The following is a 22,483-nucleotide window of genomic DNA, read 5'->3' on the forward strand; positions in this document are numbered from 1 at the left end:
ATCAGCCTGTTACCACGACGCCGCCGTCCACGACCATGGCCTGCCCCGTCATCATGCGGGACGCGTCGGAGGACAGAAAAAGCGTAGGGTTAACAATGTCCTTCGGTTTCAGGTAGTCCTTGAGGCACTGTCGCTCCAGATGCGCGGCGAGGCTGTCGGGATCGGCCCAGAGGTCCAGCTGCTTCTGCGTCAGGACCCAGCCGGGGGCGAGGGCGTTGACGCGGATGCGGTCAGGGCCGAATTCCCGCGCGAGGGATCGCGTCATGCCTGTGATGCCGGCGTTTGCGGCGGTGTAGATCGGATAGCCGGCGTTGCCCATCATGTAGGAGACCGAGGAAAAGTTGACGATGTGTCCGTAGCCAACTGATTTCATGTATGAAATCGCATGCTGGCAGGCAAAGAAATAGGCTTTTAGGTTGATCGCCACGGACCAGTCCCAGAAGTCCTCGTCGACCTGCTCAGTAGTGTGACGCTTGTCGTTGGCGGCGTTGTTGACAAGCCGCGTAATCGGGCCGTGGGCGGCGGCGGCGGTGTCGATTGCGGCGCGCAGGGCGGCGACGTCGGTAATGTCGCCCTGAATGAAAAGCGGTTTCTTGCCCGTAGCTTGCGCAACCTTCTCGACAAACCCGGACGCATCGGACCGTCCGATAAAGGCGACCTTTGCGCCCTGTCGCAGGAAGCCTTCGGTCAGGTCCGCGCCGATGCCGGATCCGCCCCCGGTTATGAAGACGGAGGCGCCGTTCAGGTCGGGATATGTGGCTGTCTGGGTCATGAATTCATCCCTGTCATTTGGTATATTACGACGGTGCATACGAAGGTATTACATGGGTCATACCCATGTGCGCCTCTGCCCGTCACAACCGATGCCCTTCGATGACCCATATCGTGTCCGGGAAATTCCAGGGCAGGACAATGCCGTGATGCATCAGCCATGCGCCCGACATCTCGATCGCGTCGTTCTTGAGGATCGGGGTGCCGCGCGACAGGGCCGGGGCGTTCGCGCGGTTGATGAGTTCGACGCGGTAGCGGGCGTCCGGGTCCAGCGCGGTCAGGCGCAGGGGACGTGGCGCGATCTGGGCGGAGGTTCCTGCCTTGCCCGCGAAGACGACGAAGCGGTGGCCGTCGCGGGGCATCTGCTGTTCGGCCAGAACGGTCGGGTCCGGGCTGTCGAGGCGCAGGATGTCGGCGTCCAGCATCCAGTCGCGATTGCGCTTCCACCATGCGGTGACCTCGGTCAGGACGGCGGTTTCCCGGTCGTCCAGTTCGCGGGGATCCATCTCGAACCCCATGTGACGCTGGGCGGCGACCCAGGCGCGGACCGAAATGTCGAGGGTCCTGCCGCTCGTGTGGCAGCGGCGCGGGCCGACGTGGCTGCCACTGACGGCCATCGGCAGGAACAGGGCGGCGTCGTGCTGGATGCGCATCCGCTCCAGAGCATCGTTGCTGTCAGACAGCCAGACCCGCTGCGTGCGTTTCAGGATGCCGAAGTCGATGCGGCCGCCACCGGAGGCGCAGCTTTCGATCTCGACCTGCGGAAAGTCGGCGCGCAGACGATCGATCAGGGCATAGCTGCCGCGCGTCTGATCTGCGTCGGGCATCGGCAGGACGCGGTTGTGGTCCCATTTGATGTAGTCGATGTCGTGTTGCGACAGGATCGCGGCCATGCGGTCGTAGATGAAGTCGCGGACCTCGGGCAGGGCCATGTTCAGGGCCTTCTGCTGGCGGCCCAGGGTCTGATCCTCTGACCCGAGCGCCCAGTCGGGGTGGGCGCGGTGGATGTCGCTGTCCGGGTTGATCATCTCCGGCTCGAACCAGATGCCGAAGGTCATGCCCTCGGATTGCACATGGTCGATCAGCGGACCGAGGCCATCGGGGTATTTGCGCGGGTCGACCGTCCAGTCCGACAGGCTGCGGGTGTCGTCGTCGCGGTTGCCGAACCAGCCGTCGTCGAGGACAAAGCGTTCCGCGCCCAGTTTGGCGGCGCGGGTGGCAATGTCCTTCAGGATCGGCAGCTTGTGGTCGAAATAGATCGCTTCCCAGCAGTTGTAGTGCACCGGGCGTGGTGTGGCAGGCCGGGGCCATGTGACGATGCGATCGCGCAGGTGGCGCTGGAACGACACCGCGCAGCCGTTCAGGCCGGTCTGGGAATAGGTGACGTAGAGGCTGGCGGATTCGAAGCGCTTCCCGGCGTGGGTCTCCATCCGGGCGGCGTGGCCCCATTGGATCTGGCGGCGTCCGTCGGGCAACTCCTCGGCAATCATCCTGTGACCGCCGGACCAGCCGTAGTGGAAGCCGTAGGCCTCGCCCTGCGTGTTGGTCGCACCGAAACACGGGATCAGCAGGCCGGGAAAATGTTCGTGGCCGGTACGGCCGGTGCGGTTTTCGCGGTAGCGCATGCCGGGGGACCATGCGGTGCGGTTGAGTTGGAACTCGCCGCACCAGCGGCCCGAGACGTCTATCATCTCCGATGATTGCTGCGGTGCGGGCAGGACCGGGCCTGCCAGCCAGTGCAGATGGATGGACTTCCTGGCCTCGAGGATCGTCTTGCAGGTGATGATCCGGGTCGAGGAGTCGGGCACGAAGCGGAAGGTCAGCGTCAGGCCGTTGGCGTCGTCGGAGTAGATGAGCGTGAGGCCATCGGAGGTATCGTCGGACGCAAAGGTAAAGCGCGGCAGCAGGGGCGATCCATCGTGGCCGCGCAGGATCATGCCGGGCTGGCCGGGGAAGCTCCGCGACGCTTCGGGGCAGAGCGACAGGTCGGGGTTCGCATCCAGCATACCGCCGGTGATGTCGATCTGGTCGGCCCGCGCGAGGGTTTCAAGCGGCGCGTCGGATGGCAGGGGCGGTCCCCAGTAGATGACTTGCGGCAGCCGGTCGCCTTCGGCGGCGAAGGCCATCGTCTGACGCGCACCGGTTTCCGGGTCGTGGTCGTCGATGCGCCACGTGCGGACCGGTTCGGCGGGTTCGGGCGCGGACGCACCAAGGGGAAGTGCCGACGCAGGCAATGCGTCAGAAAAAGTATCAGGGGACATGGGCAGTCTCGGGTCGGTCGGTGTTACTTGACGGCGCCCAGCGTGAGGCCCGCGACGAAGTGTTTCTGCATCAGGAAGAACATCGCCACCGGCGGCAGGGCCGCGACGATGCTGCCCGCGCTCATCAGATGATAGGCGGCGCGGAACTGGCTGTTGAAGGCGGTGATGCCCGCCGTGACCGGCTGGCTGTCGGGGCCCTGGGTCAGGACGATGGCCCAGAAGTAGTCGTTCCAGATGAAGGTGAAGATCAGGACGGCGAGGGCGGCGACGGCGGGCTTCATCAGCGGCATGACGACATACCAGAAGATGCGCCACTCCGACACGCCTTCGACGCGTGCTGCCTCGATCAGGGGAAACGGCAGGGCGCGGATGAAGTTGCGCATGAAGAGCGTGCAGAACCCGGTCTGGAAGGCGATGTGAAACAGGATCAGCCCGGTCTTGGTGTCATAGAGGCCGAGGTCGATGGTGAAGTCGCGGACCGGCACCATCAGGATCTGGAAGGGCACGAAGTTGCCCGCGATGAACAGGAAGAACAGGAACAGGTTGCCCTTGAAGCGGTAGATGCCCAGCGCGAAACCGGTCATGCTCGACAGGGCGATGGTGCCGATGACGGTGGGCACGGTGATCAGCAGCGAATTCCACAGATAACGCGGCATGTCGCTGTCGAAGAAAACCTTGCCGTAGTTTTCGAACAGGTCGAACGAGCCGGGGACGCCCCAGTAGTTGCCATTGGTGAAATCGCTGTCGGGCTTGATCGAGAACAGCATCACTGCGATCAGCGGCAACAGCCACAGAATGAGCGCGAAGGGCAGCAGGGCCTGATAGGTCAGTTGCCACTGGCGCGAGGATTTCTGGATCGGAGTCGGGAACATTTATTGGGCCTCCAGATCGCGGCGGGCGGCTGCGGGCAGGGTGGCCTGCATCTTCTTGGTCAGGCCCGCGCGGATCGTGTCATAGCTGACGGCGATGCGGTGGGCGGCCTCGCTTTCGTCCAGCGACGCGAGGTCGAGGCGGACCCACGCGCCGCGGAAGTAGGCCGGTTTGCCTGCGGCCCCCGTCTCGATCAGCATCCGGGCCATTTCGGTGTCGGCGCAGCGCACGACGGCGTGGTCATCGTTGGTCGCACGCTGATCGGTGTGCCCGAAGCAGGCGAACATCTTGCCGCCGATCTTCCACGCGTCGAGTTCGCCGGGACCGGACAGGACGGCACCGGGGTGGGCGGCGCAGAGGGTGTCGAACTGGGCGCGGGTCATCGCGCGGCCCTTTCGTCTTTCCACATGCTCCAGAGGAAGTAGCTGATGAACACCAGCATGATCAGGAACAGGATAACTGCGATGGCGGCGCCATAACCCATGCGGAAGCCGAATTCGGCGAGGGCTTTCTCGAACATGTAGAACGACAGCACGCGGGTCGATCCGAAGGGGCCGCCGTTGGTCATGATCGAGATCAGGTCGAAGGATCGCAGCGCGCCGATGATGGTGACGACGAAGGCGATGAAGGTGGCGGGCTTGAGTTGCGGAATGATGATGTACCACAGCATCTTCCAGCGTTTCGCGCCGTCCAGCCGTGCCGCCTCGATCTGTTCGGGGTCCATGGCGTTGAGGCCGGTGAGGTAGAGGATCATGCAATATGCCGTCTGCGGCCAGAGACCCGCAGCAATGATGCCGTAGGTCGCCGTCTCCGGGCTGCCGAGGATGTTGACGCCTTCAATGCCGATCCAGCCGAGCATGACCGCCAGAAGGCCGTCGTTGGGCAGATAGAACCACGAGAACACGAGGCCGACGACGACCTGGCTGATCACGAAAGGGAAGAAGAACAGCGACTTGTACAGGCGGATGCCGGTCACGGTCTGGTTCAGGAACAGCGCGATGGCGAGGCCCATCGGGATCGCCAGAAGATAGAGGAACAGCCAGCGCACGTTGTTCCACAGGCTGATCTCGAAGTTCCGGTCGGTCGCCAGTTCTCGGTAGTTGCCGAGGCCGATGAACTGCCCCTGTTCGGACAGGTCGCCCAGGCCGTCCCAGCGATAGAGACTGACCTGAAAGGACTGGAAGATCGGAATGATGACATAGGCCGAGAAGAACAGGATGCCCGGCAGCAGGAACAGCCACGGGGTGATCGCGATCTCGTTGCGCTTGTACCAGCCACGCTTTGCCGCCGGGGGGTGGAGGTCGGGGACGACGGGAGCGTTGGTCATATGGATGCCTCCGGGTCAGGGGCGTGGTGTCTGCGGCACATTCGGAAGCCTGTCAGCTTGCGGATACGTCGGCTGGTGGGATGCACCCACCCTGCGAGAGGTGGGTGCAAGAGGCGGGGCAGAACCCCGCCCTGCGTCGATTATTGCGCGTAAATGCGCTGACGGGCCTGCTCAAGGCGTTGCAGGATGTCGTCGAGGTTGTCGGGGAACACCATGAACTCCTGCAGGCCTTCCATGCCGACCGACGCCATTTCCGCCGGGAAATCCCGGTCGAAGAACTGGGCGATGCCGCCCTTGGCATTGTTGGTCAGCATCTCGAAGCCCTGATTCAGGAATTCGTCGTCATCGACCGAGGAGGCCGCGTTGACCGGAAGCTGGCCCAGCGCATCGCCCGCATTGATCTTGGTCTGGACGTCGGCGGTGGTCACGAACTTGAGGAATTCGCGCGCGGCTTCCTTGTTCGAGGCCCCCGAAGGGATATGGAACGTGTCGATCGGCGCATCCTCGCCCTGCGGAATGCCTTCCGTGATGATCGGGAACTGGTAGAAGTCGATCTGATCATCCGTCAGGCCCGCTTCGCGCATCGGCGCCACGGCAAAGTTGCCGATCAGATAGGCAGTGGCTTCGCCGTTGACCATGAAGGGCAGCGCCTCCTGCCAGGAGTAGTTCTGGTGGTCGGGCAGGAAGGCCCCCATGTCGATCAGCTTGCGCCAGTTGGCAAAGGTATCGCGGACGCGCTGATCGGTCCATTCGACCTCACCCTGCGCCAGTTGCATGTGAAAGTCGAAGCCGTTGGTCCGCATGTTCATATAGTCGAACCAGCCGCCTGCGGTCCAAAGGAACTTGGTGCCGATGGCATAGCAGGAGCGGCCCGAATCGATGATGACCTGGCAGTTCGCGATCTCCTGCTCGAAGGTCTCCGGCTCTTCCAGACCCAGTTCTGCGAAGATATCCTCGCGGTAATAGAGGCCCCAGTTATAGTAGGTATAGGGCACGCCCCATTGCTTGTCGTCGATGGTCAGCGCGCCCTTGACGGCGTCCAGACCCTCGATATCGCCCCAGAGGTCCGACACGTCTTCGAACAGACCGGCATTGACATAGGGGCCCATGCGGTTGGCGGCATACCAGTTGATGACGTCGGGCGGGTTGGCGGTCAGCGCATTGCGGATCTGACCTTTCCAGCCGTCGCGGTCGACGACTTCCAGTTCGATGTTCAGGTCGGGGTGCATTTCGCCGAAGTCGGCGACAAGACCCTCCATCACCGCGCGGGGCGCAGGGTTCGACATGTCGGATACGATCCGCATATCGCCGGACAGGGGGTTGGCGAAAGCAACGCCGGTCATGATGGTGGAAGCGGCAAGAGCCGTCAGAATGGATCGCATGAATTCCTCCCGAATTGCGTCCCGATGGTTCCATTTAATGAAACCAAGTTTCTTATGTTGAAAACTGTGCGGCGTTCTGCCTAGGCTGTCAACAGCTTTGCGGAGGGAGGTCCGGCGGCGTGAACATCCAGACAGACACCAGCACCGTCACAGGCCGCGACGGCAGCGACGGGACCGTGGGCAAGGCCCTTGGCGTTCTCGATCGCGTGGCGGCCTTCGGTCGTCCGGTCCGGTTCACGGAGCTGTTGGAGGTGTCGCCGTTTCCCAAGGCGACGCTGTACCGTCTGCTGCAGACCCTGACCAAACAGGGGATGCTGGGGTTCGACCCCGAACGGGGCACCTATGTGCCGGGGTTGCGGCTGGTGCGGATGGCGCATGCGGCCTGGGCGCAGTCGAGTCTGGCCCCGATCGCGCGGTCGCATCTGGATCGCCTGAGCCGCGCGGTCGGCGAGACGGTGCATCTGGCGCAACTGGACGGCGGCCACGTTCTGTATGTCGACAAGCGCAACGCGGTGCGCCCGGTGCCGATGTATTCCGAAGCCGGCAAGATCGGCCCGGCCTATTGCACGGGGGTCGGCAAGGCGATGCTGGCATTCCTGCCCGAGGCCGAGCGCGAGGCGGCGCTGGTCCAGCAAAGCTGGCATCGGTTCACGCCCAATACGCTGACGGATGCCGACGCGATGCGGGCCGAACTGGACGTGATTCGCACCGAGGGAAACGCCTTCGACCGCGAGGAGCACGAGCCGGGCATTCATTGCATCGCCATGCCGGTCCTGTCGCAGGGCGGTCGCGTTCTGGGCGCCGTGTCGGTCACATCGTCGACGGACCGGGGCACATTGGAGAATCTGAAGCGCCATCTGCCGCACTTGCGGCAGGCGGTGGACAGAATTGCCGGGGAAGTCCGCGACTGGCGCTTCCCCGATCAGACAGAGGGATAGATCGGATGGCAGGCGTCGAATTAACGGATGTGGTCAAGCGCTATGGCGACGTGCAGGTGATCCACGGGGTCGACCTGACAGTGAACGAGGGCGAGTTCTGCGTCTTCGTCGGGCCGTCCGGTTGCGGCAAGTCCACCCTGCTGCGGATGATCGCGGGGCTGGAGGAGACGACCGAAGGCCAGATCATGATCGGTCCCCGGGACGTGACCCGCGAAGACCCGTCGCAGCGCGGCGTGGCGATGGTGTTCCAGACCTACGCGCTCTACCCGCACATGACGGTGGGCGAGAACATGGGTTTCGGCCTGAAGATGAACGGCCATCCCAAGGCGGAAATCCAGTCCAAGGTGTCTGAAGCCTCGCGCATCCTGAAGCTGGATGACTATCTCAAGCGCAAGCCCGCCGCCCTGTCAGGCGGTCAGCGCCAGCGCGTCGCCATCGGGCGCGCCATCGTGCGCGGGCCCGAGGTGTTCCTGTTCGACGAGCCGCTGTCCAACCTGGATGCGGAATTGCGTGTCGAGATGCGGGTCGAGATCGCGCGCCTGCACAAGGAAATCGGCGCCACGATGATCTATGTCACCCACGATCAGGTCGAGGCGATGACGATGGCCGACAAGATCGTCGTGCTGCGCGCGGGCGTGATCGAACAGGTCGGCGCGCCGCTGGAATTGTACCGCGACCCCGACAACCGCTTCGTCGCGGGGTTCATCGGCTCGCCGTCGATGAACTTTCTGAAGGGCACGGTGAAGGGCGGCGCCGTGGATGTGCCGGGATTGAAGACTTCGTTGACGCCGCAGGTCAAATTGCCGCCGGAGGGTCATGACGTGATCGTCGGAATGCGTCCCGAACATCTGAACGTGGTTGCGGGCGACACCCTTGGCATCGACCTGACCGAAGCGCTGGGCGGTGTCAGTTTCGCCTATATGACGACGGACACGGACGAGAAGATCATCGTCGAGGAACGGGGCGACATCCGGTCGAATGAAGGCGACCGGGTCGGGCTGACGATCGATCCATCGCGGATCATGGTCTTCGACGCGGACAGTGAAATGCGCATACGCTGAGCAGACGCGGCCATGTGCGGACACACAAAACCGAGACTGAGCGATTGACGCAGGCCTCGCCAGCGCGTTCACATGGGCGTCACGCTGGCCCGTCATGGCAGGGACACGTCGCATGGGAGGGCACGTGGGAGGACTTCTGACGATCATCCGCACACTGGGAGCGGTCAACGCCGGTGCGCTGGCCGTGGGCCGCTGGGTCGGCATCGCCTGCATGGCGTTGATGGTCGTGTTCATACTGGTGCAGGTCTTCTGGCGCTATGTGCTGAACAATCCGCTGCCCTGGCCGGAAGAAGCCGCGCGCTTTCTGATGCTGTGGTTGATGGTCGTGGCCCCGACGGCGCTGCGCCGGGGCGGGTTCGTCGCCATCGACATGATACAACTGGCCCTGCCGCGCTTTGTCGGCGGGGTGCTGAACCTGATCCTGTTGCTGCTGGCGCTTCTGGTGCTGGTCTTCGCCGTCAGGATCGGGTGGTCCGAGGTCACGGGCTTTTCGGGCCGTTTCGCAACTTCGTCGCTGTATTATCCGACCGTCGATGGCTGGGAAAAGGTGCCGCGCAGCTGGATGATGGCGTCGCTGCTCGTCGGGTTCATAATGCTGACCTCGGTCACGGTGGAGCTGATCCTGCGGCAGATCGCCACATTGGCCGGAAGGGACGACGATCTGCCGGTCATCCCCGAGACCGAAATGGTAGGGGCCGAATAGATGCTGGTCTGGTTCCTGCCTGCGTTTCTTGTGCTGCTGATGATTGGCCTGCCGGTGTTTTTTGCCCTGCTGGCCGCGCCGGGCATCCTTTTGTGGCTGAGCGGACAGGAGAAGGATTTCGTCCTTCTGTATCGGAACGTCTATAACGGCATGGACAGCTTCCCCCTGATGGCGATCCCGTTCTTCCTGCTGGCGGGCGAGATGATGAACCGCGGCGGCATCACCATGCGGCTGGTCGAATTCAGTCAGGCCCTGGTCGGGCATTTCCGCGCCGGTCTGGCACAGGTGAATATCTTGTCGTCGATGCTGTTCGCGGGCCTGTCCGGGTCGGCGGTGGCGGATACATCCGCGCTGGGGTCGATGTTGATTCCCGCGATGGAGAGGGAAGGTTATACCCGCAAATTTGCCGCCGCCGTGACCGCCGCATCCTCGGTCATCGGGCCGATCATTCCGCCATCGGGCATCATGATCATCTATGCCTATGTGATGGAGCAATCGGTCGCCGCGCTGTTCCTTGCCGGTATCGTTCCCGGCGTTCTGGTCGGCGTCGGACTGATGGTTGTCACCAATGTCATGGCGCGCCGCAACCCCGGTGGTTTCCCGGACCTGAAGCGCCGCGCGACATGGGGCGAAAAGGGACAGGCGTCCCTGAAGGCCTTCTTCCCGCTGCTGACGCCGGTGATCATTCTGGGCGGTATACTGGGCGGAGCCTTCACGCCGACCGAGGCCAGCGCCGTGGCCGTGGCCTATGCCGTCATCGTCTCGTTGTTCCTGTTGCGTGAAATGACATGGCGCGACCTGCCGAACGTGTTGTCGCGGGCAGCGATCATGTCGTCGGTGGTCTTGTTGCTGGTCGGCGCGGCGATGGCGTTCAAAACGGTCGTGTCCCTGTCCCACGCGCCCGAGGCGCTGGCCGCGCTCATCCTGTCGCTGTCGGAAAACCCGCTGGTCCTGTTGTTGCTGATCAACCTGTTGCTGTTCATCGTCGGCATGTTTCTGGATGCGGGTCCGGCAATCATCATCCTTGGCCCGATCCTGGGGCCGATCTTCACGTCGCTGGGTGTCGATCCGGTGCATTTCGCCATCATCATGTCGGTCAACCTGACCGTCGGGCTGGCGACGCCCCCGATGGGGCTGGTGTTGTTCGTGGCCAGTTCCGTGTCGGGCGAACGGGTGGAAACCATCGCCCGCGCGATTCTGCCGTTCCTGGCCGTCGAAGTCTTCGTGATCTTCCTGATCACCTATGTGCCTGCCATATCTCTGGCAGTGCCGCGCTTCTTCGGGTTCTTATAAATAACCGGTCCAAAAGGGAGAGAGACCTCATGAAACTGATCAACATATTCAAGGCGGGCGCGCTGGCCGCGATTACCGCGCTGCCGTCGGTGGCCTTTGCCGATGCCCACGCCATCAACATCCGCGCGACCGCCAACTCCAACGAGAACGACGAGGACTATGACGGACTGGTCGTCTTCAAGAACTATGTCGAGGCGGCGTCGAACGGTGCCATCACGGTCGAATTGTTCATCGGCACGCAGCTTTGCTCGAACGGCGCGGAATGCCTGCAGGGCGTGGCCGACGGGTCCATCGACGTCTTCGTGACGACGTCCGGCGGCGCGGCCGGCATCTTCCCCTATGTGCAGATCTTTGACCTGCCGTACCTGATGTCCGACGACCGCATCGCCGAGGAAGTGCTGACCAACACCGCGCTGACCAGTCAGCTGCGGGCCAAGGCGCTGGAAGATTCGGGCGATGCGATCCGCATCATGACCGTGGGCAACACCGGCGGCTGGCGCAACTTCGCCAATACCCAGCGCCGGGTCGAGATGCCCACCGATCTGGAAGGCATGAAGATCCGCACTGTGGTCGCCGACCTGCCGCAGGAGTTGGTGCGCGCGCTGGGTGCTTCGCCCACGCCGATCCCGTGGCCCGAGCTGTTCACTTCGCTGCAGACCGGCGTGGTCGAAGGGTCGAAGAACGGCATCACCGACATCATGGGTATGAAGTTCCCGGATGCGGGGCTGCAATACATGACGCTGGACGGGCACGCCTACATGGCTGCGATCTGGGTGATGAACAACGAGAAGTTCCAGGCGATGGACGACGACATGAAGCGCGTTGTCGTCGATGGATTTGCGGCGTTGCAGCAGGCGACCTTCGCCTCGCCCAAGCGCAAGTCGATCCAGGCCTATGAGGATTTCGTGGCCGGTGGCGGCGATCTCTATGTGCCCAGCCCCGAGCAGAAGCAGGCCTTCCAGGATGCGGCGGCCCCGGTTTATGACTGGTTCGCGGGCAACGTGGACGGCGGCGAGGAAATGCTGGCCAACTTCCGCACGGCAATCGCCGAGGCGGAGGAGAACGTCGGCGCCCGTCGCGCGCGCGATCTGGAATGATTTGAAGGCACCGAATCAGGACTGCGAGGGGGGCGATCAGTGGATCGCCCTTTTCATTTCCCGGTGCAGGAGAGCGAGCAAGCGGCATGGATCGGCGATGGCTGCGTCGAGTTCAGCGCGCAGGATGCCGTGATTGCAGCAATGTCGGCTTCTTCGACCCCGGCCAAATCGGGTCAAAATCAGATGGACGCTTTTCCCTAAAACCGCTGTCCAACCGCTCCGGACCATCATCCAATGGATGCCAGGCCGATTATGAATTATCATTTGAGCCGGATCACACCTGTGGGGCCAATCACTGGCGTGCGCCGACTTGTAGTTTTTTTGTAGGAGTATACTCGATGAAAGTTTTGATCTTAGCACTAATCGGCGCATCCACTATTGCGACGGCGGTGGCAGCCGAGAAGGTTTCAGGCAATAACTACATGCTGGCAGACGTAAAAGCTTGGCCTACAGGTGAAACGACCGGCTATTGGATGAGTTCGACAAAAGGTGTTCGCGTGTCAGATGATCCTGACGCATTGCCAGAGCCGACCGAATGCAACGGGGCTGGATACTGGGATGCCAATGGCGACTGGGGTGAGGGCATATGTCGTTACGGTGATGCTACAGACTTCGTCCTCTCGTCCTACAAGGTCGAAAAAGGTGCAAAAACTGGCGTTTGGGAGATTCTCCAGGCTGGCGGCAAATATGAAGGTTTGACCGGTAGCGGTACATTTGAATCGACGCGTGGCCAGCGCGGTGCGTCAGTTTCGGCCTGGGAGGGCGAAGTCTCCATGCCATGATGAAGCAATAGTGCTGTTTGTCCTATAGGTTAGGCCATGGCCCGACGCGGCTTTGCGGGCACACCGAGAGGGGGGTGGAACGCGGCCAAGCTGTCCGTTCGTTTTTGTGGTAGACTCAGGCGATAACCGATGGAGGTCGATATGCGCTATATCACAATCACCACATGGGAAATCGCAGACGGGACCGATTACAACGTATCCCTGCGCGCGATCGAGGAAAAACGCCTGCCCGCGTTGAAGGGCCTGGGCGCAAGTCGCGTCACGGTGATCCGGACCAGCGAACGGACCAGTGCCGCGATCACCGAATGGCCGGACAAGATCACGAGGGACGCGGCGGAACTGAAGATCGACGAGGTTCGCAGGAAGGTCCACAAGGAGGACATGACGCGGATGACGGGAGAGATGAGGGGCGAGGTCGTGGCGGACGTCTGATGGCCGCCAGTCTTGCGCGGCTGTCGGGAAGATCCGTCATGTGATTGTCCCCAGGCCGGTTTCTAAGGCAGGCCGAAGGTAACACGGGCGGGTCATTCCGTTCACCGAAACGGATACATCCAGACCTTGTAGTCCCCCACCAGTTCCAGCGCCTTTGCGATCTGTTCAGGGGTCATTTTCTTCACCACCTCCTCCTGCGAAATCGCGGCGTCCGGGTCGCCTCCGATGGCCGAGAGCGCGTACCACATATAGGCGCGCACAAGGTCGGGCGCGGGCATGCCCAGGCCGACTTCGTAATACCAGCCGACGCCGGATTGCGCGCCGGGATGCCCCTTCATCGCCGCGCGCAGATACCAGTCGAAGGCGCGCACCGGGTCGCGCGTCACCCCCAGGCCCATCGCATACATCACGCCGATCAACTCCTCTGCATCGGCATTGCCGGAGCGGGCCGCCGGTTCGAGCGCGGCGCGCGCCTCGGCGAAGGCCCCGGCCTCCATCAGATCGCGGGCCGCTTCGATATCTGCGGTCGCGGGGCTGGACACTGACAACAGGGTGGCCAAGATCGCGGCATGAAATTTCATACGATCCTCCTCGGCCTCAGCTTGGCCGTGTCGCCCGCGCCAGCGCAAGAGGTGGTGTTCAACGACTATTCCGAAGACCGCGCCGCCATCGGACAGTTGCTGTTCTATGATCCGATCCTGTCGGGCAACCGCAACATCAGTTGCGCCACCTGTCACCACGCCGACACGTTCTCGGCCGATGCGCTGAGCCTTGGCATCGGCGAGGGCGGGAAAGGGATCGGCACGCGCCGCACCGTCGCCGACGGGGCCATCGTCAAGCGGGTGCCGCGCAACGCGCCGGGGCTGTGGAACATCGGCGCGACGGAATTCACCAGTTTTTTCCACGACGGGCGCGTATCGGTTTCGGATGCCTATGACACGGGCTACGACAGCCCGGCGGAGGAATGGCTGCCGGTCGGTCTGCCCAACCTGCTGGCGGTTCAGGCCCTGTTCCCGCTGACCGCACAGTTCGAGATGGCGGGCAATGTCGGAGAAAACGAGGTGATCGGCGCCGTCTCCGACCGCATCGACGGGGGCTGGCCGATTCTGGCGAAACGGGTGCGAACGATCCCCGCCTATGGCGATGCGCTTGTCGAGGCTTTCGCTCTGAACCGCCCCGAAGATATCGACATTCGGCATATTGCCATCGCCCTGGCTGATTTCATGAATGCCGAATGGCGTTCGCTGGATGCGCCTTATGATCTGTGGCTGGCGGGACAGGGCAATCTGACCCCGGCGCAGGATCGGGGCCGCATGCTGTTCTTCGGCAAGGGTGGTTGCGCGTCCTGCCACTCCGGCCCGCTGTTTACGGACCAGAACTTCTACGCGCTGGCCCTTCCGCCCTTCGGCCCCGGTCGGACGCGACGTTTCGACCCGATGCCGCGCGACGTCGGGCGGATGGCCGAAACCGACGATCTGGACGATGCTTACCGCTTTCGCACCCCGTCTTTGCGCAATGTCACCCTGACGGGGCCGTATGGGCACAACGGAGCATATCCGACGCTGGCCGGGATCATCCGCCACCATGCCGATCCGGTTGCGGCGACGGCCCGCTGGACACCCGAACTGGCCAATCTGCCCGACGCGCCGTGGCTGGCGTCGGGCGACTTCGTGATCCGCAGTGATGCGCGCGAAATGGCACGCGTATCGGCCAAACTGGACATCCGGCCCGTCGTTCTGTCGGACGCTGAAGTGGCCGATCTGGTCGCATTCATGGGCGCGCTGGAAGGGGGCGAGAGCCGGTATGGCCGCCTGGGCGTGCCCGATGCCGTGCCGTCGGGACTGGCGGTGGAGCGATGATACGCCTTCTGGTCTGCGGCATCTCCGTGATGGATTACGTCCACCGGGTTGCGGCCTTGCCCGTGTCCGAGGGCAAGCACCGCAGCACCTCGTTCGAGCGGATCGGCGGGGGCTGCGCCGCGAATGCCGCCGTCGCCGCCGCGCGACTGGGTGCCGAAGTGACGCTGATGACGCGGATGGGCGCGGATGCAACGGGCGACGAACTGGCGGGACTTCTGGCCGGTCAGAACATCGTCCCGGCCTTCGCGCGCGGCGGGCGCACGCCCTTGTCATCGGTCATGGTGGACCCGGCGGGCGAGCGGATGATCGTGAACTTTCCGGGCGCCGACCTGCCTGATACCCCGCCCGACGTCCCGACATTCGACGCCACGCTCTGCGATTGCCGTTGGCCCCAGGCGACCGAGGCCGTCTTGCGCGCCGCCCGCGCCGCCGGGATGCCCGCGGTGCTGGACGGCGAGAAATACACGCCCGAGTCCCTGGCCGCGTTGGCCAGCCACGTCGTGTTCAGCGCCCCGGGCCTGCGCGATTTCACCGGCATCGACGCCATGCCCCAGGCCCTGGCCGACGCCGCCGCGCGCCTTCCGGGCCGTGTTGCCTATACTGATGGACCGAACGGCGTGACTTGGGCCGATGGCCCGCATATTCCCGCCCAGCGGATCGCTTCCGTCGATACGCTGGGCGCGGGTGATGTCTGGCACGGGGCCTTCACGCTGGCGCTGGCCCGGGGCCGCGATCTGACTGCCGCATCGACTTTCGCCAACCATGTCGCCGCCACGAAATGCACGCGTGCGGGTGGCTGGGACCAATATCCGACGCATATCGAACTGGAGACCGAATGACCCTGCACCTTACCCCCGGCAAGCAGTTGGGATTCCGCCGCATGGCCGATGCCGCCGGACGCTTCAAGATGACCGCCGTCGATCAGCGCCCGCCGATCAAGACCCCGGTCGAGGCGCATCACGGCAAGCCCGACTGGGACGATATGGCCCGCGTCAAGACGATGCTGCTCGAGGCGTTGCAGCCCTCGTCCACGGCGATGCTGCTGGACCCGCATTACGCGATCCCGCATGGCTGGCAGGTATTCGACCCGCGGAAGGGATTGATCGTGACGTTGGAGGACAGCCTGTTCCGCGACACCGGGCAGGGCCGTTTCTCGGCCGAGATCGACGATTGGTCCGTGGGCAAGATCAAGCGGATGGGCGGCGATGCCGTGAAGGTGCTGGCATGGTACAGGCCTGATATTTCGGACGACGTGCGCAAGGCGCAGCACGATTTCGTCAAACGCACGGGCGAAGCCTGCGCGAAATACGACATCCCGTTCCTGTTCGAACTGCTGGTCCATCCAGTCGAGACTGACGCGGAACAGACCTCCGAATACACCGAGATGGCGACCAAGCATTCCGACCATGTGCTGGCCTCGGTCGAGGCCTTCGCGGGTGCGGATTACGGCGTCGACGTCTTCAAGCTGGAAAGCCCGGTTCCGGCCAAGGGCATCGCCGGGGGCGAGGCCGCTGTTCAGACGCTGTTCGACGAGATGGGCAAACTGGCCGCGCGGCCTTGGGTCATGCTGTCTGCGGGCGCGGGCAAGCCTGACTTCAAGACGGTGCTGGACTATGCCTATGCCGCCGGGGCCTCTGGCTTCCTTGCGGGGCGCGCGATCTGGCTGGATGCGTTCAATGCCTATCCGGATTGGGACGCCATGCAGGCGGGGCTGACACGCGACTCGGTCCCATACATGGCCGAACTGAACGCGCTGACCGATGCGCAGGCGACACCGTGGCACAGGCATGCTTGCTATGGCGGCGACGGATCGGCCTTTATCGATCCGACGGCCGGGTTCCGGCACGGATACGGGGACATCTGATGCGCATTGGACTCCTGCCTCTGGGGCGGCCCACGTTCGACGTGCCCTATGCCGAGGAAAAGCTGGCGGCAGTGCTGGCGCAGCTGGATGCGTCGGGGCATGAGATTGTCGGCCCGCGCAGGTTGCTGATGGGCCCTGACGAGGCTGCGCTGAAGTCAACCGCCGACGCCGATGTCCTGCTGATCCTTCAGATCACCTTCACCGACGCCGCCTTCGCAACCCGCGCCGCAGTGGCCCACAAGGGACGCGTCGCGATCTGGGCCGTGCCGGAGCCGCGGACCGGCGGACGGTTGCGGCTGAATGCGTTTTGCGGGCTGAACCTGCTTTCGCATGCACTGGGCCTGAACGACCGGCGTTTCACCTGGGCCTATGGCGATACCGTCGACCTGGACGCCCTGTTGTCGGGGCCGGAGGTCGCGCCAAAGCGTGGTCATGCCAGCGATGCCGCTCCGGTCGCGATCAACCGCGATCTTCGGATCGGGCGGATCGGGGAGCGGCCCGATGGCTTTGACACCTGCGCCTATGACGCGCCCGCGCTGAAGGCGCTGACCGGCGCGCAGGTCACCGAACTGGACCTGCCGGACCTGTTCGACCGTGCCCGCGCTTTGCCCGATGCGGCCGTCGCGCCCTATGCCGCCAAAGCCGAAGGTCTGGGAGGGATCGCGCAATTGGACAAGGGCGAGCTGGACCGGTCCCTGCGCCTGGCCGGGGCGTTGACCGGGCTGAAAGCGGAGCATGGCTTCGACGCGATGGCCATCCGCTGCTGGCCGGAAACCTTTACCGAATATGGCGGAGCGGTTTGCGGCCCGGTCTCCATGCTGGGCGAGGCGCGAACCCCCTGCGCCTGCGAGGCCGACGTCTATGGCGCGGTCACCCAGGCCATCCTTCAGGACGTGGCCGATGCCCCGGTGTTCCTTGCCGATCTGGTGGATATGGACGGCGAGACCGGGGTCGTCTGGCACTGCGGTCAGGCGCCCGTGTCGATGGCGGCCAGGGCTCCGGATGCGACGGTCCACACCAACCGCAAACAGGCGCTGTTGCTTGAGTTTCCTTTGAAAGCGGGCCGCGTGACGCTGTTTCGGTTGAGCCAGGCCTATGGCCAGCCGCAGGTCGTCATCGCGACGGGCGATGTGGTCGACGCGCCGATGGCGTTTACCGGCACCAGCGGCACAGTGCGCTTTGACCGGGGGGCGGATGCCGTGTGCCGGGACGTCATGGCCAGCGGGCTGGAGCATCACATGGCGCTGGCTTACGGCGACCATGCGGAGGCTCTGCGCGGGGTCGCGGCGGAGTTGGGGATCGACGTGCTGGAACTGGGCTCATGATCAGATATGGCCTGATCGGCGCGGGTATGATGGGGCAGGAGCATATCCGTAATATTGCCCTGCTGGATGGCGCGACGGTCACTGCCGTTGCCGACCCCGATGCGGGTATGCGCGCTGCCGCCATGGCGTCCGCCGGGGCGCAGGGGTTTGCCGATGCCGGGGATCTGATTGCCGCAAACTGTTGCGATGTCTACCTTATTGCCGCACCGAACGATCTTCATGCCGGGCTGGTTCAGCAGCTGCTGGCGACTGACAAGCCGATACTGGTCGAGAAGCCTTTGGCCACGACGACAGCCGACTGCCGAGATCTTCTGAATATGGCGCAAGGCCGCGTCGCACCGATCTGGGTGGCGATGGAGTATCGATTCATGCCGCCGGTCCAACGGCTGATCCAGGCTCTGGACCAGGGGACCGTGGGGGTGCCGCGCATGGTTGCCATCCGTGAACATCGCTTTCCGTTCTTGCAGAAGGTCGACGACTGGAACCGGTTCAATGCGCGCTCCGGTGGCACTCTGGTCGAGAAGTGTTGCCACTTCTGGGACCTTATGCGCCTGATGCTGCGCGCCGATCCGGTGCGGGTTTATGCCAGCGCCGGAGTCGACGTGAATCACCGCGACGAACGCTATATCGGGGGGGTGCCGGATATCGTCGATAACGCTTATGTCGTCGTCGATTTTGCCAATGGCACCCGCGGAATGCTGGATCTTTGCATGTTCGCGGAAGGGTCGCACTGGCAGGAGATCATCGCCGTCACCGGACCCACCGCGCGGGTCGAGGCATTGATCCCCGGTCCGGCGCGATTTACGTCCGATGGCAAGCCGAGGGAGGCACAGTTGATCACATCCTTGCGCGCCTTGAAGCAGGAGGTTCGCGAGACGATCCATACGCCGCCGGAGTTGCTGATCGCAGGCGATCATCACGGCTCGACCTTTTATCAGCACGAGCGGTTTCTGAACCTTGTCCGCAGTGGCAAGGGACGCCCCGAGGTCAGCCTTGAAGATGGCTACTGGTCGGTTCTGGTCGGCGAGGCGGCGGAGGAATCCGCACGTTCCGGTCAGGCGATCGACCTGCGGGGACGCGGGGTGTGAGGGGCATGCGACAGAGGGGTGACCGACGGGTGATCCACGTCGGATATGGGTCCGACGCGACAGGCGCATGGAAAACGAACAATGCTCAGGAGAGCGTGTGATGATACTCATTACCGAATTCATGGACGAAACTTGGGTCGACTGGCTGCGGGACCGGGCCGAGGTCCTGTACGAGCCGGACCTGCCGGATCGTCCCGAGGATCTGGCGGAACACGCCAGACTGGCGCAGGCCCTGATCGTGAGGAACCGGACGCAGGTGCGCGGTGACCTGCTGTATTCGGGGTTTTCCTGTGTCGGGCGGCTGGGTGTCGGACTCGACAATATCGACATGGACGGCTGTGCGGAACACGATATCGCGGTGTTTCCTGCGACCGGGGCCAATACGCTGTCCGTGGCGGAATATGTCGTGACGACTTCGGCCATGCTGCTGCGCGGGGCTTACGACCTGCGGACGTCGATGGAGGCGGGCGACTGGCCGCGTGGCGTGGCAGGTCAGGGCCGGGAGGTCGCGGGCAAGACGCTGGGGCTGGTGGGGTTCGGCGAAATCGCACGGGTGACGGCGCGGCTGGCGGGGGCGATGGGAATGACCTGCCTTGCCTCCGACCCTTACGCCGAGGAATTTCCGGGCGCGATGGAGGGGACCGAGGAAGAAGTCCTGACGCAGAGCGATGTCATCTCGCTGCATGTTCCGCTGACCGACGAGACACGGGGCATGATCGATGCCCGCGTCATCGCGTCGATGAAGCCCGGCGCGGTGCTGATCAATGCGGCGCGGGGCGGTGTGGTGGATGAGGCGGCGGTGGCGGCGGCATTGAAATCCGGCCATCTTGGCGGCGCGGCGCTGGATACGTTCACGACTGAACCGCTGGGCCAGGACCACCCCTTTGCCGGGGTTCCGAACCTGATCCTGACGCCGCATATCGGTGGCGTCACGGTTGAGGCGAATGCCCGCGTGTCCGAGATGACGGCGCGCAAGGTGGCCGCGCATCTGGGTTTGGACTAAGGCTCGATCATGGACCTGAACCGCTACATCATTACGGGCCACGGCCTGACCGCGACCTTTACCGAGTGGGGGGCCGCGCTGGTCGATCTGCGACTGGACGGGCATGACGCGCCGCTGGTTCTGGGGCTGGCCGATCTGAACGATTACGCCGCAGGGCAAAGCAATTACATGGGGGCGACCGCAGGACGGTTTGCCAACCGGATCGGCGATGCAAGGTTCACGCTGGGCGGCACGACGTATCATCTGGACCCGAACTTCCAGGACCGGCACAGTCTTCATGGCGGCTCCAGGGGCACCGGCAAGCGGGTCTGGACAGTGGCGGATCATCGCGACGACAGCGTCACCTTCAACATCGCGCTGGCGGACGGAGAAATGGGATACCCCGGTGCGATGCAGATTTCGGCAACCTTTACCTGCGCCCCGGACGCCACGCTGCGGATCCAGTATCGCGCCACGACCGACGCGCCGACGATCTGCAACCTGGCGCATCATACCTATTGGAACCTTGACGGATCGAACGATATTTCCGGACATTACCTGACGGTGAAGGCCGACCGCTATACGCCCGTCGATGACGGCATGATCCCCATCGGGGTCGCGTCGGTGGCGGGTACGGAGTTTGATTTCCGCGCCGGGCGGATGTTGCCGGGCGCGGGGCTGCTGGACCATAATCTGTGCCTGTCGGACGCGCGCGTCGCCCTGCGCGATGTGGCGGTGTTGCACGCGCGGGGACTGTCGATGACAGTGGCCACGACCGAGCCGGGATTGCAGGTCTATGACGGGGCCAAGCTGAATACACAGGTGCCCGGTCTGGACGGGCGCACCTATCGCGCCCATGCAGGCGTCGCGCTGGAGGCGCAGAACTGGCCGGATGCGCCGAATCACGACGACTTTCCCGGTGCCGTGCTGCGTCCGGGCGAGACTTATGAACAGACGACCACTTTCAGCTTCGAAAAGGACTAGACATGGCATTTCAGGACTGGATGAAGCAGGCGAACCTGATCGGTGGCGATTGGGTCGCGGCGGACAGTGGCGAGACGATCGACGTGACCAACCCCGCGACGGGCGACGTCATCGGGACTGTGCCCAAAGGCGGAAAGGCCGAGGCCGAACGTGCGATCAAGGCGGCGGTTGCCGCGTTTCCGGGGTATCGGGATACCTCGCTGATGGATCGCTGCGCGCTGCTGTGGAAATTGCATGATGCGCTGATGGACAACCAGAAAGATCTGGCCGAACTGCTGACCGTCGAGATGGGCAAGCCGCTGGCCGAATCGATGGGCGAGATCGCCATCGGTGCGCAATACGTCCGCTGGTTCGCCGAGGAAGCGCGTCGCGCCAAGGGCGAGATCGTGCCGGCGGGCGTGAACGGACGGCGTATCCTGGTGACGAAACACGCCATCGGCGTGGTGGGCATGATCACGCCGTGGAATTTCCCGTCGTCGATGCTGGCCCGCAAGATCGCACCGGCACTGGCCGTGGGCTGCACCGTGGTCGCCAAACCCGCGACGGCGACGCCCTATTCCGGGCTGGCCTGGGGTGCGCTGGCCGAGGAGGTCGGGTTCCCGAAGGGCGTGGTGAACGTCGTCACCGGATCGGCGAAGGATATTTCCAAGGCGATGATGGACAGTTTCGACCTTCGCAAGATCACCTTCACGGGATCGACCGAAGTCGGCAAGGAGTTGATCCGCGGATCGGCGGATACGGTCAAGAAGGTCTCGATGGAGCTGGGCGGCAACGCGCCTTTCGTGGTGTTCGACGACGCCGATCTGGAAAAGGCGGTCGAGGGCGCGATGGTGTCGAAGTTCCGCAATGCGGGCCAGACCTGCGTCTGTGCCAACCGGATGATCGTGCAGTCGGGCATCCACGACGCCTTCGTCAAGCGGCTGGTCGAGCGGACGGAGGCGCTCAAGGTCGGGGACGGGTTGGAGAAGGGCGTCGAGCAGGGGCCGATGATCGACATGGATGCGGTCGAGAAGGTCGAGGACTTCGTCGCCGACGCCAGGGACAAGGGCGGCGCGGTCGTCACGGGCGGTGCGCGGCACGACAAGGGCGGCACGTTCTTCCAGCCGACGGTTGTCACCGGGGCCACGCAGGCGATGAAATTCGCCACCGAGGAGATTTTCGGTCCGTTGGCCCCGGTGTTCAAGTTCGAGACCGAGGAAGAGGCCATCGAGATGGCGAACGCCACGGTCTATGGGTTGGCGTGTTACGCCTATACCTCCGATCTGGGGCGGGCGTTCCGCCTGAACGAAGGGCTGCAATACGGGATGATCGGCATCAACTCGGGCCTTATCACCACGGTCGAGGCGCCGTTCGGCGGCGTCAAGGAAAGCGGTCTGGGCAAAGAGGGCGGAAGCCAGGGATTGGACGACTACCTGGAGGTCAAATACGTCTGCATCGACGGCATCTGACGACTTTGGCGTGCGG

The 22,483-nt window shown here is 63.8% G+C and carries 22 protein-coding genes; 15 read left to right on the forward strand and 7 right to left on the reverse strand.

Annotated features, from left to right (window positions below; translation table 11 throughout):
• Nucleotide 1: 1 nt before the first annotated feature.
• From BMY38_RS05200 to BMY38_RS05225, 6 genes are all read right to left on the reverse strand, one after another.
• Nucleotides 2-772 (reverse strand): SDR family NAD(P)-dependent oxidoreductase, encoded by a 771-nt coding sequence (locus tag BMY38_RS05200; protein WP_092760382.1) that lies wholly within the window; start codon nucleotides 770-772, stop codon nucleotides 2-4.
• Nucleotides 773-854: 82 nt separating this feature from the next.
• The gene (locus BMY38_RS05205) at nucleotides 855-2,897 is read right to left on the reverse strand and encodes an alpha-galactosidase (RefSeq protein WP_092761225.1); all 2,043 of its coding nucleotides are present in this window, start codon (nucleotides 2,895-2,897) and stop codon (nucleotides 855-857) included.
• A 158-nt stretch (nucleotides 2,898-3,055) separates the two neighbouring features.
• The gene (locus BMY38_RS05210; protein ID WP_092760384.1) at nucleotides 3,056-3,904 is read right to left on the reverse strand and encodes a carbohydrate ABC transporter permease; all 849 of its coding nucleotides are present in this window, start codon (nucleotides 3,902-3,904) and stop codon (nucleotides 3,056-3,058) included.
• Entirely contained in the window at nucleotides 3,905-4,285 is a 381-nt protein-coding gene (locus BMY38_RS05215; RefSeq protein WP_092760386.1) for an MmcQ/YjbR family DNA-binding protein, read from the reverse strand.
• Nucleotides 4,282-5,229, reverse strand: a complete 948-nt coding sequence (locus tag BMY38_RS05220; RefSeq protein ID WP_092760388.1) for a carbohydrate ABC transporter permease — start codon at nucleotides 5,227-5,229, stop codon at nucleotides 4,282-4,284. The genes BMY38_RS05215 and BMY38_RS05220 overlap by 4 nt, the downstream gene beginning before the upstream one ends.
• A 140-nt stretch (nucleotides 5,230-5,369) precedes the next feature.
• Nucleotides 5,370-6,611, reverse strand: coding sequence for an ABC transporter substrate-binding protein (locus BMY38_RS05225; RefSeq protein ID WP_175495774.1), 1,242 nt, complete (start codon nucleotides 6,609-6,611; stop codon nucleotides 5,370-5,372).
• Between the two features lie 119 nt (nucleotides 6,612-6,730).
• On the opposite strand from BMY38_RS05225, the gene BMY38_RS05230 reads away from it, so the two are divergent.
• From BMY38_RS05230 to BMY38_RS05260, 7 genes are all read left to right on the forward strand, one after another.
• A complete protein-coding gene (locus BMY38_RS05230; protein WP_245737500.1) occupies nucleotides 6,731-7,549 on the forward strand; it encodes an IclR family transcriptional regulator in 819 nt (272 codons plus the stop codon).
• Between the two features lie 5 nt (nucleotides 7,550-7,554).
• Nucleotides 7,555-8,610: an ABC transporter ATP-binding protein gene (locus BMY38_RS05235; RefSeq protein WP_092760390.1), complete on the forward strand. Its 1,056-nt coding sequence runs from the start codon at nucleotides 7,555-7,557 to the stop codon at nucleotides 8,608-8,610.
• 124 nt (nucleotides 8,611-8,734) lie between these two features.
• Nucleotides 8,735-9,313: a TRAP transporter small permease gene (locus BMY38_RS05240; protein ID WP_092761231.1), complete on the forward strand. Its 579-nt coding sequence runs from the start codon at nucleotides 8,735-8,737 to the stop codon at nucleotides 9,311-9,313.
• Entirely contained in the window at nucleotides 9,314-10,606 is a 1,293-nt protein-coding gene (locus BMY38_RS05245; RefSeq protein ID WP_092760392.1) for a TRAP transporter large permease, read from the forward strand.
• 29 nt (nucleotides 10,607-10,635) lie between these two features.
• Nucleotides 10,636-11,703, forward strand: a complete 1,068-nt coding sequence (locus BMY38_RS05250) for a TRAP transporter substrate-binding protein (protein ID WP_092760394.1) — start codon at nucleotides 10,636-10,638, stop codon at nucleotides 11,701-11,703.
• 338 nt (nucleotides 11,704-12,041) lie between these two features.
• Nucleotides 12,042-12,485 (forward strand): hypothetical protein, encoded by a 444-nt coding sequence (locus BMY38_RS05255; protein ID WP_092760396.1) that lies wholly within the window; start codon nucleotides 12,042-12,044, stop codon nucleotides 12,483-12,485.
• A 141-nt stretch (nucleotides 12,486-12,626) separates the two neighbouring features.
• Nucleotides 12,627-12,917, forward strand: coding sequence for a hypothetical protein (locus BMY38_RS05260; RefSeq protein ID WP_139204658.1), 291 nt, complete (start codon nucleotides 12,627-12,629; stop codon nucleotides 12,915-12,917).
• A gap of 101 nt (nucleotides 12,918-13,018) precedes the next feature.
• On the opposite strand, the gene BMY38_RS05265 is transcribed toward BMY38_RS05260, so the two are convergent.
• On the reverse strand, nucleotides 13,019-13,498 hold the full coding sequence (locus BMY38_RS05265; protein ID WP_092761233.1) for a tetratricopeptide repeat protein: 480 nt from the start codon (nucleotides 13,496-13,498) through the stop codon (nucleotides 13,019-13,021).
• Between BMY38_RS05265 and BMY38_RS05270 the strand changes: the two genes are divergently transcribed.
• From BMY38_RS05270 to BMY38_RS05305, 8 genes are all read left to right on the forward strand, one after another.
• Entirely contained in the window at nucleotides 13,487-14,776 is a 1,290-nt protein-coding gene (locus tag BMY38_RS05270) for a cytochrome-c peroxidase (RefSeq protein WP_092760400.1), read from the forward strand. The two genes, BMY38_RS05265 and BMY38_RS05270, sit on opposite strands and share 12 nt — an antisense overlap.
• Entirely contained in the window at nucleotides 14,773-15,615 is an 843-nt protein-coding gene (locus BMY38_RS05275; RefSeq protein WP_092760402.1) for a PfkB family carbohydrate kinase, read from the forward strand. The genes BMY38_RS05270 and BMY38_RS05275 overlap by 4 nt, the downstream gene beginning before the upstream one ends.
• Nucleotides 15,612-16,640 carry a tagatose 1,6-diphosphate aldolase gene (locus BMY38_RS05280; RefSeq protein WP_092760404.1) on the forward strand — a complete coding sequence of 343 codons (1,029 nt, stop codon included), beginning with the start codon at nucleotides 15,612-15,614 and terminating at the stop codon, nucleotides 16,638-16,640. Before BMY38_RS05275 ends, BMY38_RS05280 begins: the two co-directional genes overlap by 4 nt.
• A complete protein-coding gene (locus tag BMY38_RS05285; protein WP_092760406.1) occupies nucleotides 16,640-17,965 on the forward strand; it encodes an L-fucose/L-arabinose isomerase family protein in 1,326 nt (441 codons plus the stop codon). The genes BMY38_RS05280 and BMY38_RS05285 overlap by 1 nt, the downstream gene beginning before the upstream one ends.
• Nucleotides 17,962-19,053 (forward strand): Gfo/Idh/MocA family protein, encoded by a 1,092-nt coding sequence (locus tag BMY38_RS05290; RefSeq protein ID WP_092760408.1) that lies wholly within the window; start codon nucleotides 17,962-17,964, stop codon nucleotides 19,051-19,053. Before BMY38_RS05285 ends, BMY38_RS05290 begins: the two co-directional genes overlap by 4 nt.
• A 100-nt stretch (nucleotides 19,054-19,153) precedes the next feature.
• On the forward strand, nucleotides 19,154-20,056 hold the full coding sequence (locus BMY38_RS05295) for a hydroxyacid dehydrogenase (protein WP_092760410.1): 903 nt from the start codon (nucleotides 19,154-19,156) through the stop codon (nucleotides 20,054-20,056).
• Nucleotides 20,057-20,065: 9 nt separating this feature from the next.
• On the forward strand, nucleotides 20,066-21,019 hold the full coding sequence (locus BMY38_RS05300; RefSeq protein WP_092760412.1) for an aldose epimerase family protein: 954 nt from the start codon (nucleotides 20,066-20,068) through the stop codon (nucleotides 21,017-21,019).
• 2 nt (nucleotides 21,020-21,021) lie between these two features.
• Entirely contained in the window at nucleotides 21,022-22,467 is a 1,446-nt protein-coding gene (locus tag BMY38_RS05305) for an NAD-dependent succinate-semialdehyde dehydrogenase (protein WP_092760414.1), read from the forward strand.
• The last annotated feature ends 16 nt before the right edge of the window (nucleotides 22,468-22,483 follow it).

The organism is Jannaschia helgolandensis (assembly GCF_900109285.1).
Lineage (GTDB): Bacteria > Pseudomonadota > Alphaproteobacteria > Rhodobacterales > Rhodobacteraceae > Jannaschia > Jannaschia helgolandensis.

Excerpts from the sequence above, each read along its gene's own strand:
- BMY38_RS05200 (WP_092760382.1), bottom strand. The coding sequence starts at position 772 with ATGACCCAGACAGCCACATATCCCGACCTGAACGGCGCCTCCGTCTTC.
- BMY38_RS05205 (WP_092761225.1), bottom strand. The coding sequence starts at position 2,897 with ATGGCCTTCGCCGCCGAAGGCGACCGGCTGCCGCAAGTCATCTACTGG.
- BMY38_RS05210 (WP_092760384.1), bottom strand. The coding sequence starts at position 3,904 with ATGTTCCCGACTCCGATCCAGAAATCCTCGCGCCAGTGGCAACTGACC.
- BMY38_RS05215 (WP_092760386.1), bottom strand. The coding sequence starts at position 4,285 with ATGACCCGCGCCCAGTTCGACACCCTCTGCGCCGCCCACCCCGGTGCC.
- BMY38_RS05220 (WP_092760388.1), bottom strand. The coding sequence starts at position 5,229 with ATGACCAACGCTCCCGTCGTCCCCGACCTCCACCCCCCGGCGGCAAAG.
- BMY38_RS05225 (WP_175495774.1), bottom strand. The coding sequence starts at position 6,611 with ATGCGATCCATTCTGACGGCTCTTGCCGCTTCCACCATCATGACCGGC.
- BMY38_RS05235 (WP_092760390.1), top strand. The coding sequence starts at position 7,555 with ATGGCAGGCGTCGAATTAACGGATGTGGTCAAGCGCTATGGCGACGTG.
- BMY38_RS05245 (WP_092760392.1), top strand. The coding sequence starts at position 9,314 with ATGCTGGTCTGGTTCCTGCCTGCGTTTCTTGTGCTGCTGATGATTGGC.
- BMY38_RS05250 (WP_092760394.1), top strand. The coding sequence starts at position 10,636 with ATGAAACTGATCAACATATTCAAGGCGGGCGCGCTGGCCGCGATTACC.
- BMY38_RS05255 (WP_092760396.1), top strand. The coding sequence starts at position 12,042 with ATGAAAGTTTTGATCTTAGCACTAATCGGCGCATCCACTATTGCGACG.
- BMY38_RS05260 (WP_139204658.1), top strand. The coding sequence starts at position 12,627 with ATGCGCTATATCACAATCACCACATGGGAAATCGCAGACGGGACCGAT.
- BMY38_RS05270 (WP_092760400.1), top strand. The coding sequence starts at position 13,487 with ATGAAATTTCATACGATCCTCCTCGGCCTCAGCTTGGCCGTGTCGCCC.
- BMY38_RS05265 (WP_092761233.1), bottom strand. The coding sequence starts at position 13,498 with ATGAAATTTCATGCCGCGATCTTGGCCACCCTGTTGTCAGTGTCCAGC.
- BMY38_RS05275 (WP_092760402.1), top strand. The coding sequence starts at position 14,773 with ATGATACGCCTTCTGGTCTGCGGCATCTCCGTGATGGATTACGTCCAC.
- BMY38_RS05280 (WP_092760404.1), top strand. The coding sequence starts at position 15,612 with ATGACCCTGCACCTTACCCCCGGCAAGCAGTTGGGATTCCGCCGCATG.
- BMY38_RS05285 (WP_092760406.1), top strand. The coding sequence starts at position 16,640 with ATGCGCATTGGACTCCTGCCTCTGGGGCGGCCCACGTTCGACGTGCCC.
- BMY38_RS05290 (WP_092760408.1), top strand. The coding sequence starts at position 17,962 with ATGATCAGATATGGCCTGATCGGCGCGGGTATGATGGGGCAGGAGCAT.
- BMY38_RS05295 (WP_092760410.1), top strand. The coding sequence starts at position 19,154 with ATGATACTCATTACCGAATTCATGGACGAAACTTGGGTCGACTGGCTG.
- BMY38_RS05300 (WP_092760412.1), top strand. The coding sequence starts at position 20,066 with ATGGACCTGAACCGCTACATCATTACGGGCCACGGCCTGACCGCGACC.
- BMY38_RS05305 (WP_092760414.1), top strand. The coding sequence starts at position 21,022 with ATGGCATTTCAGGACTGGATGAAGCAGGCGAACCTGATCGGTGGCGAT.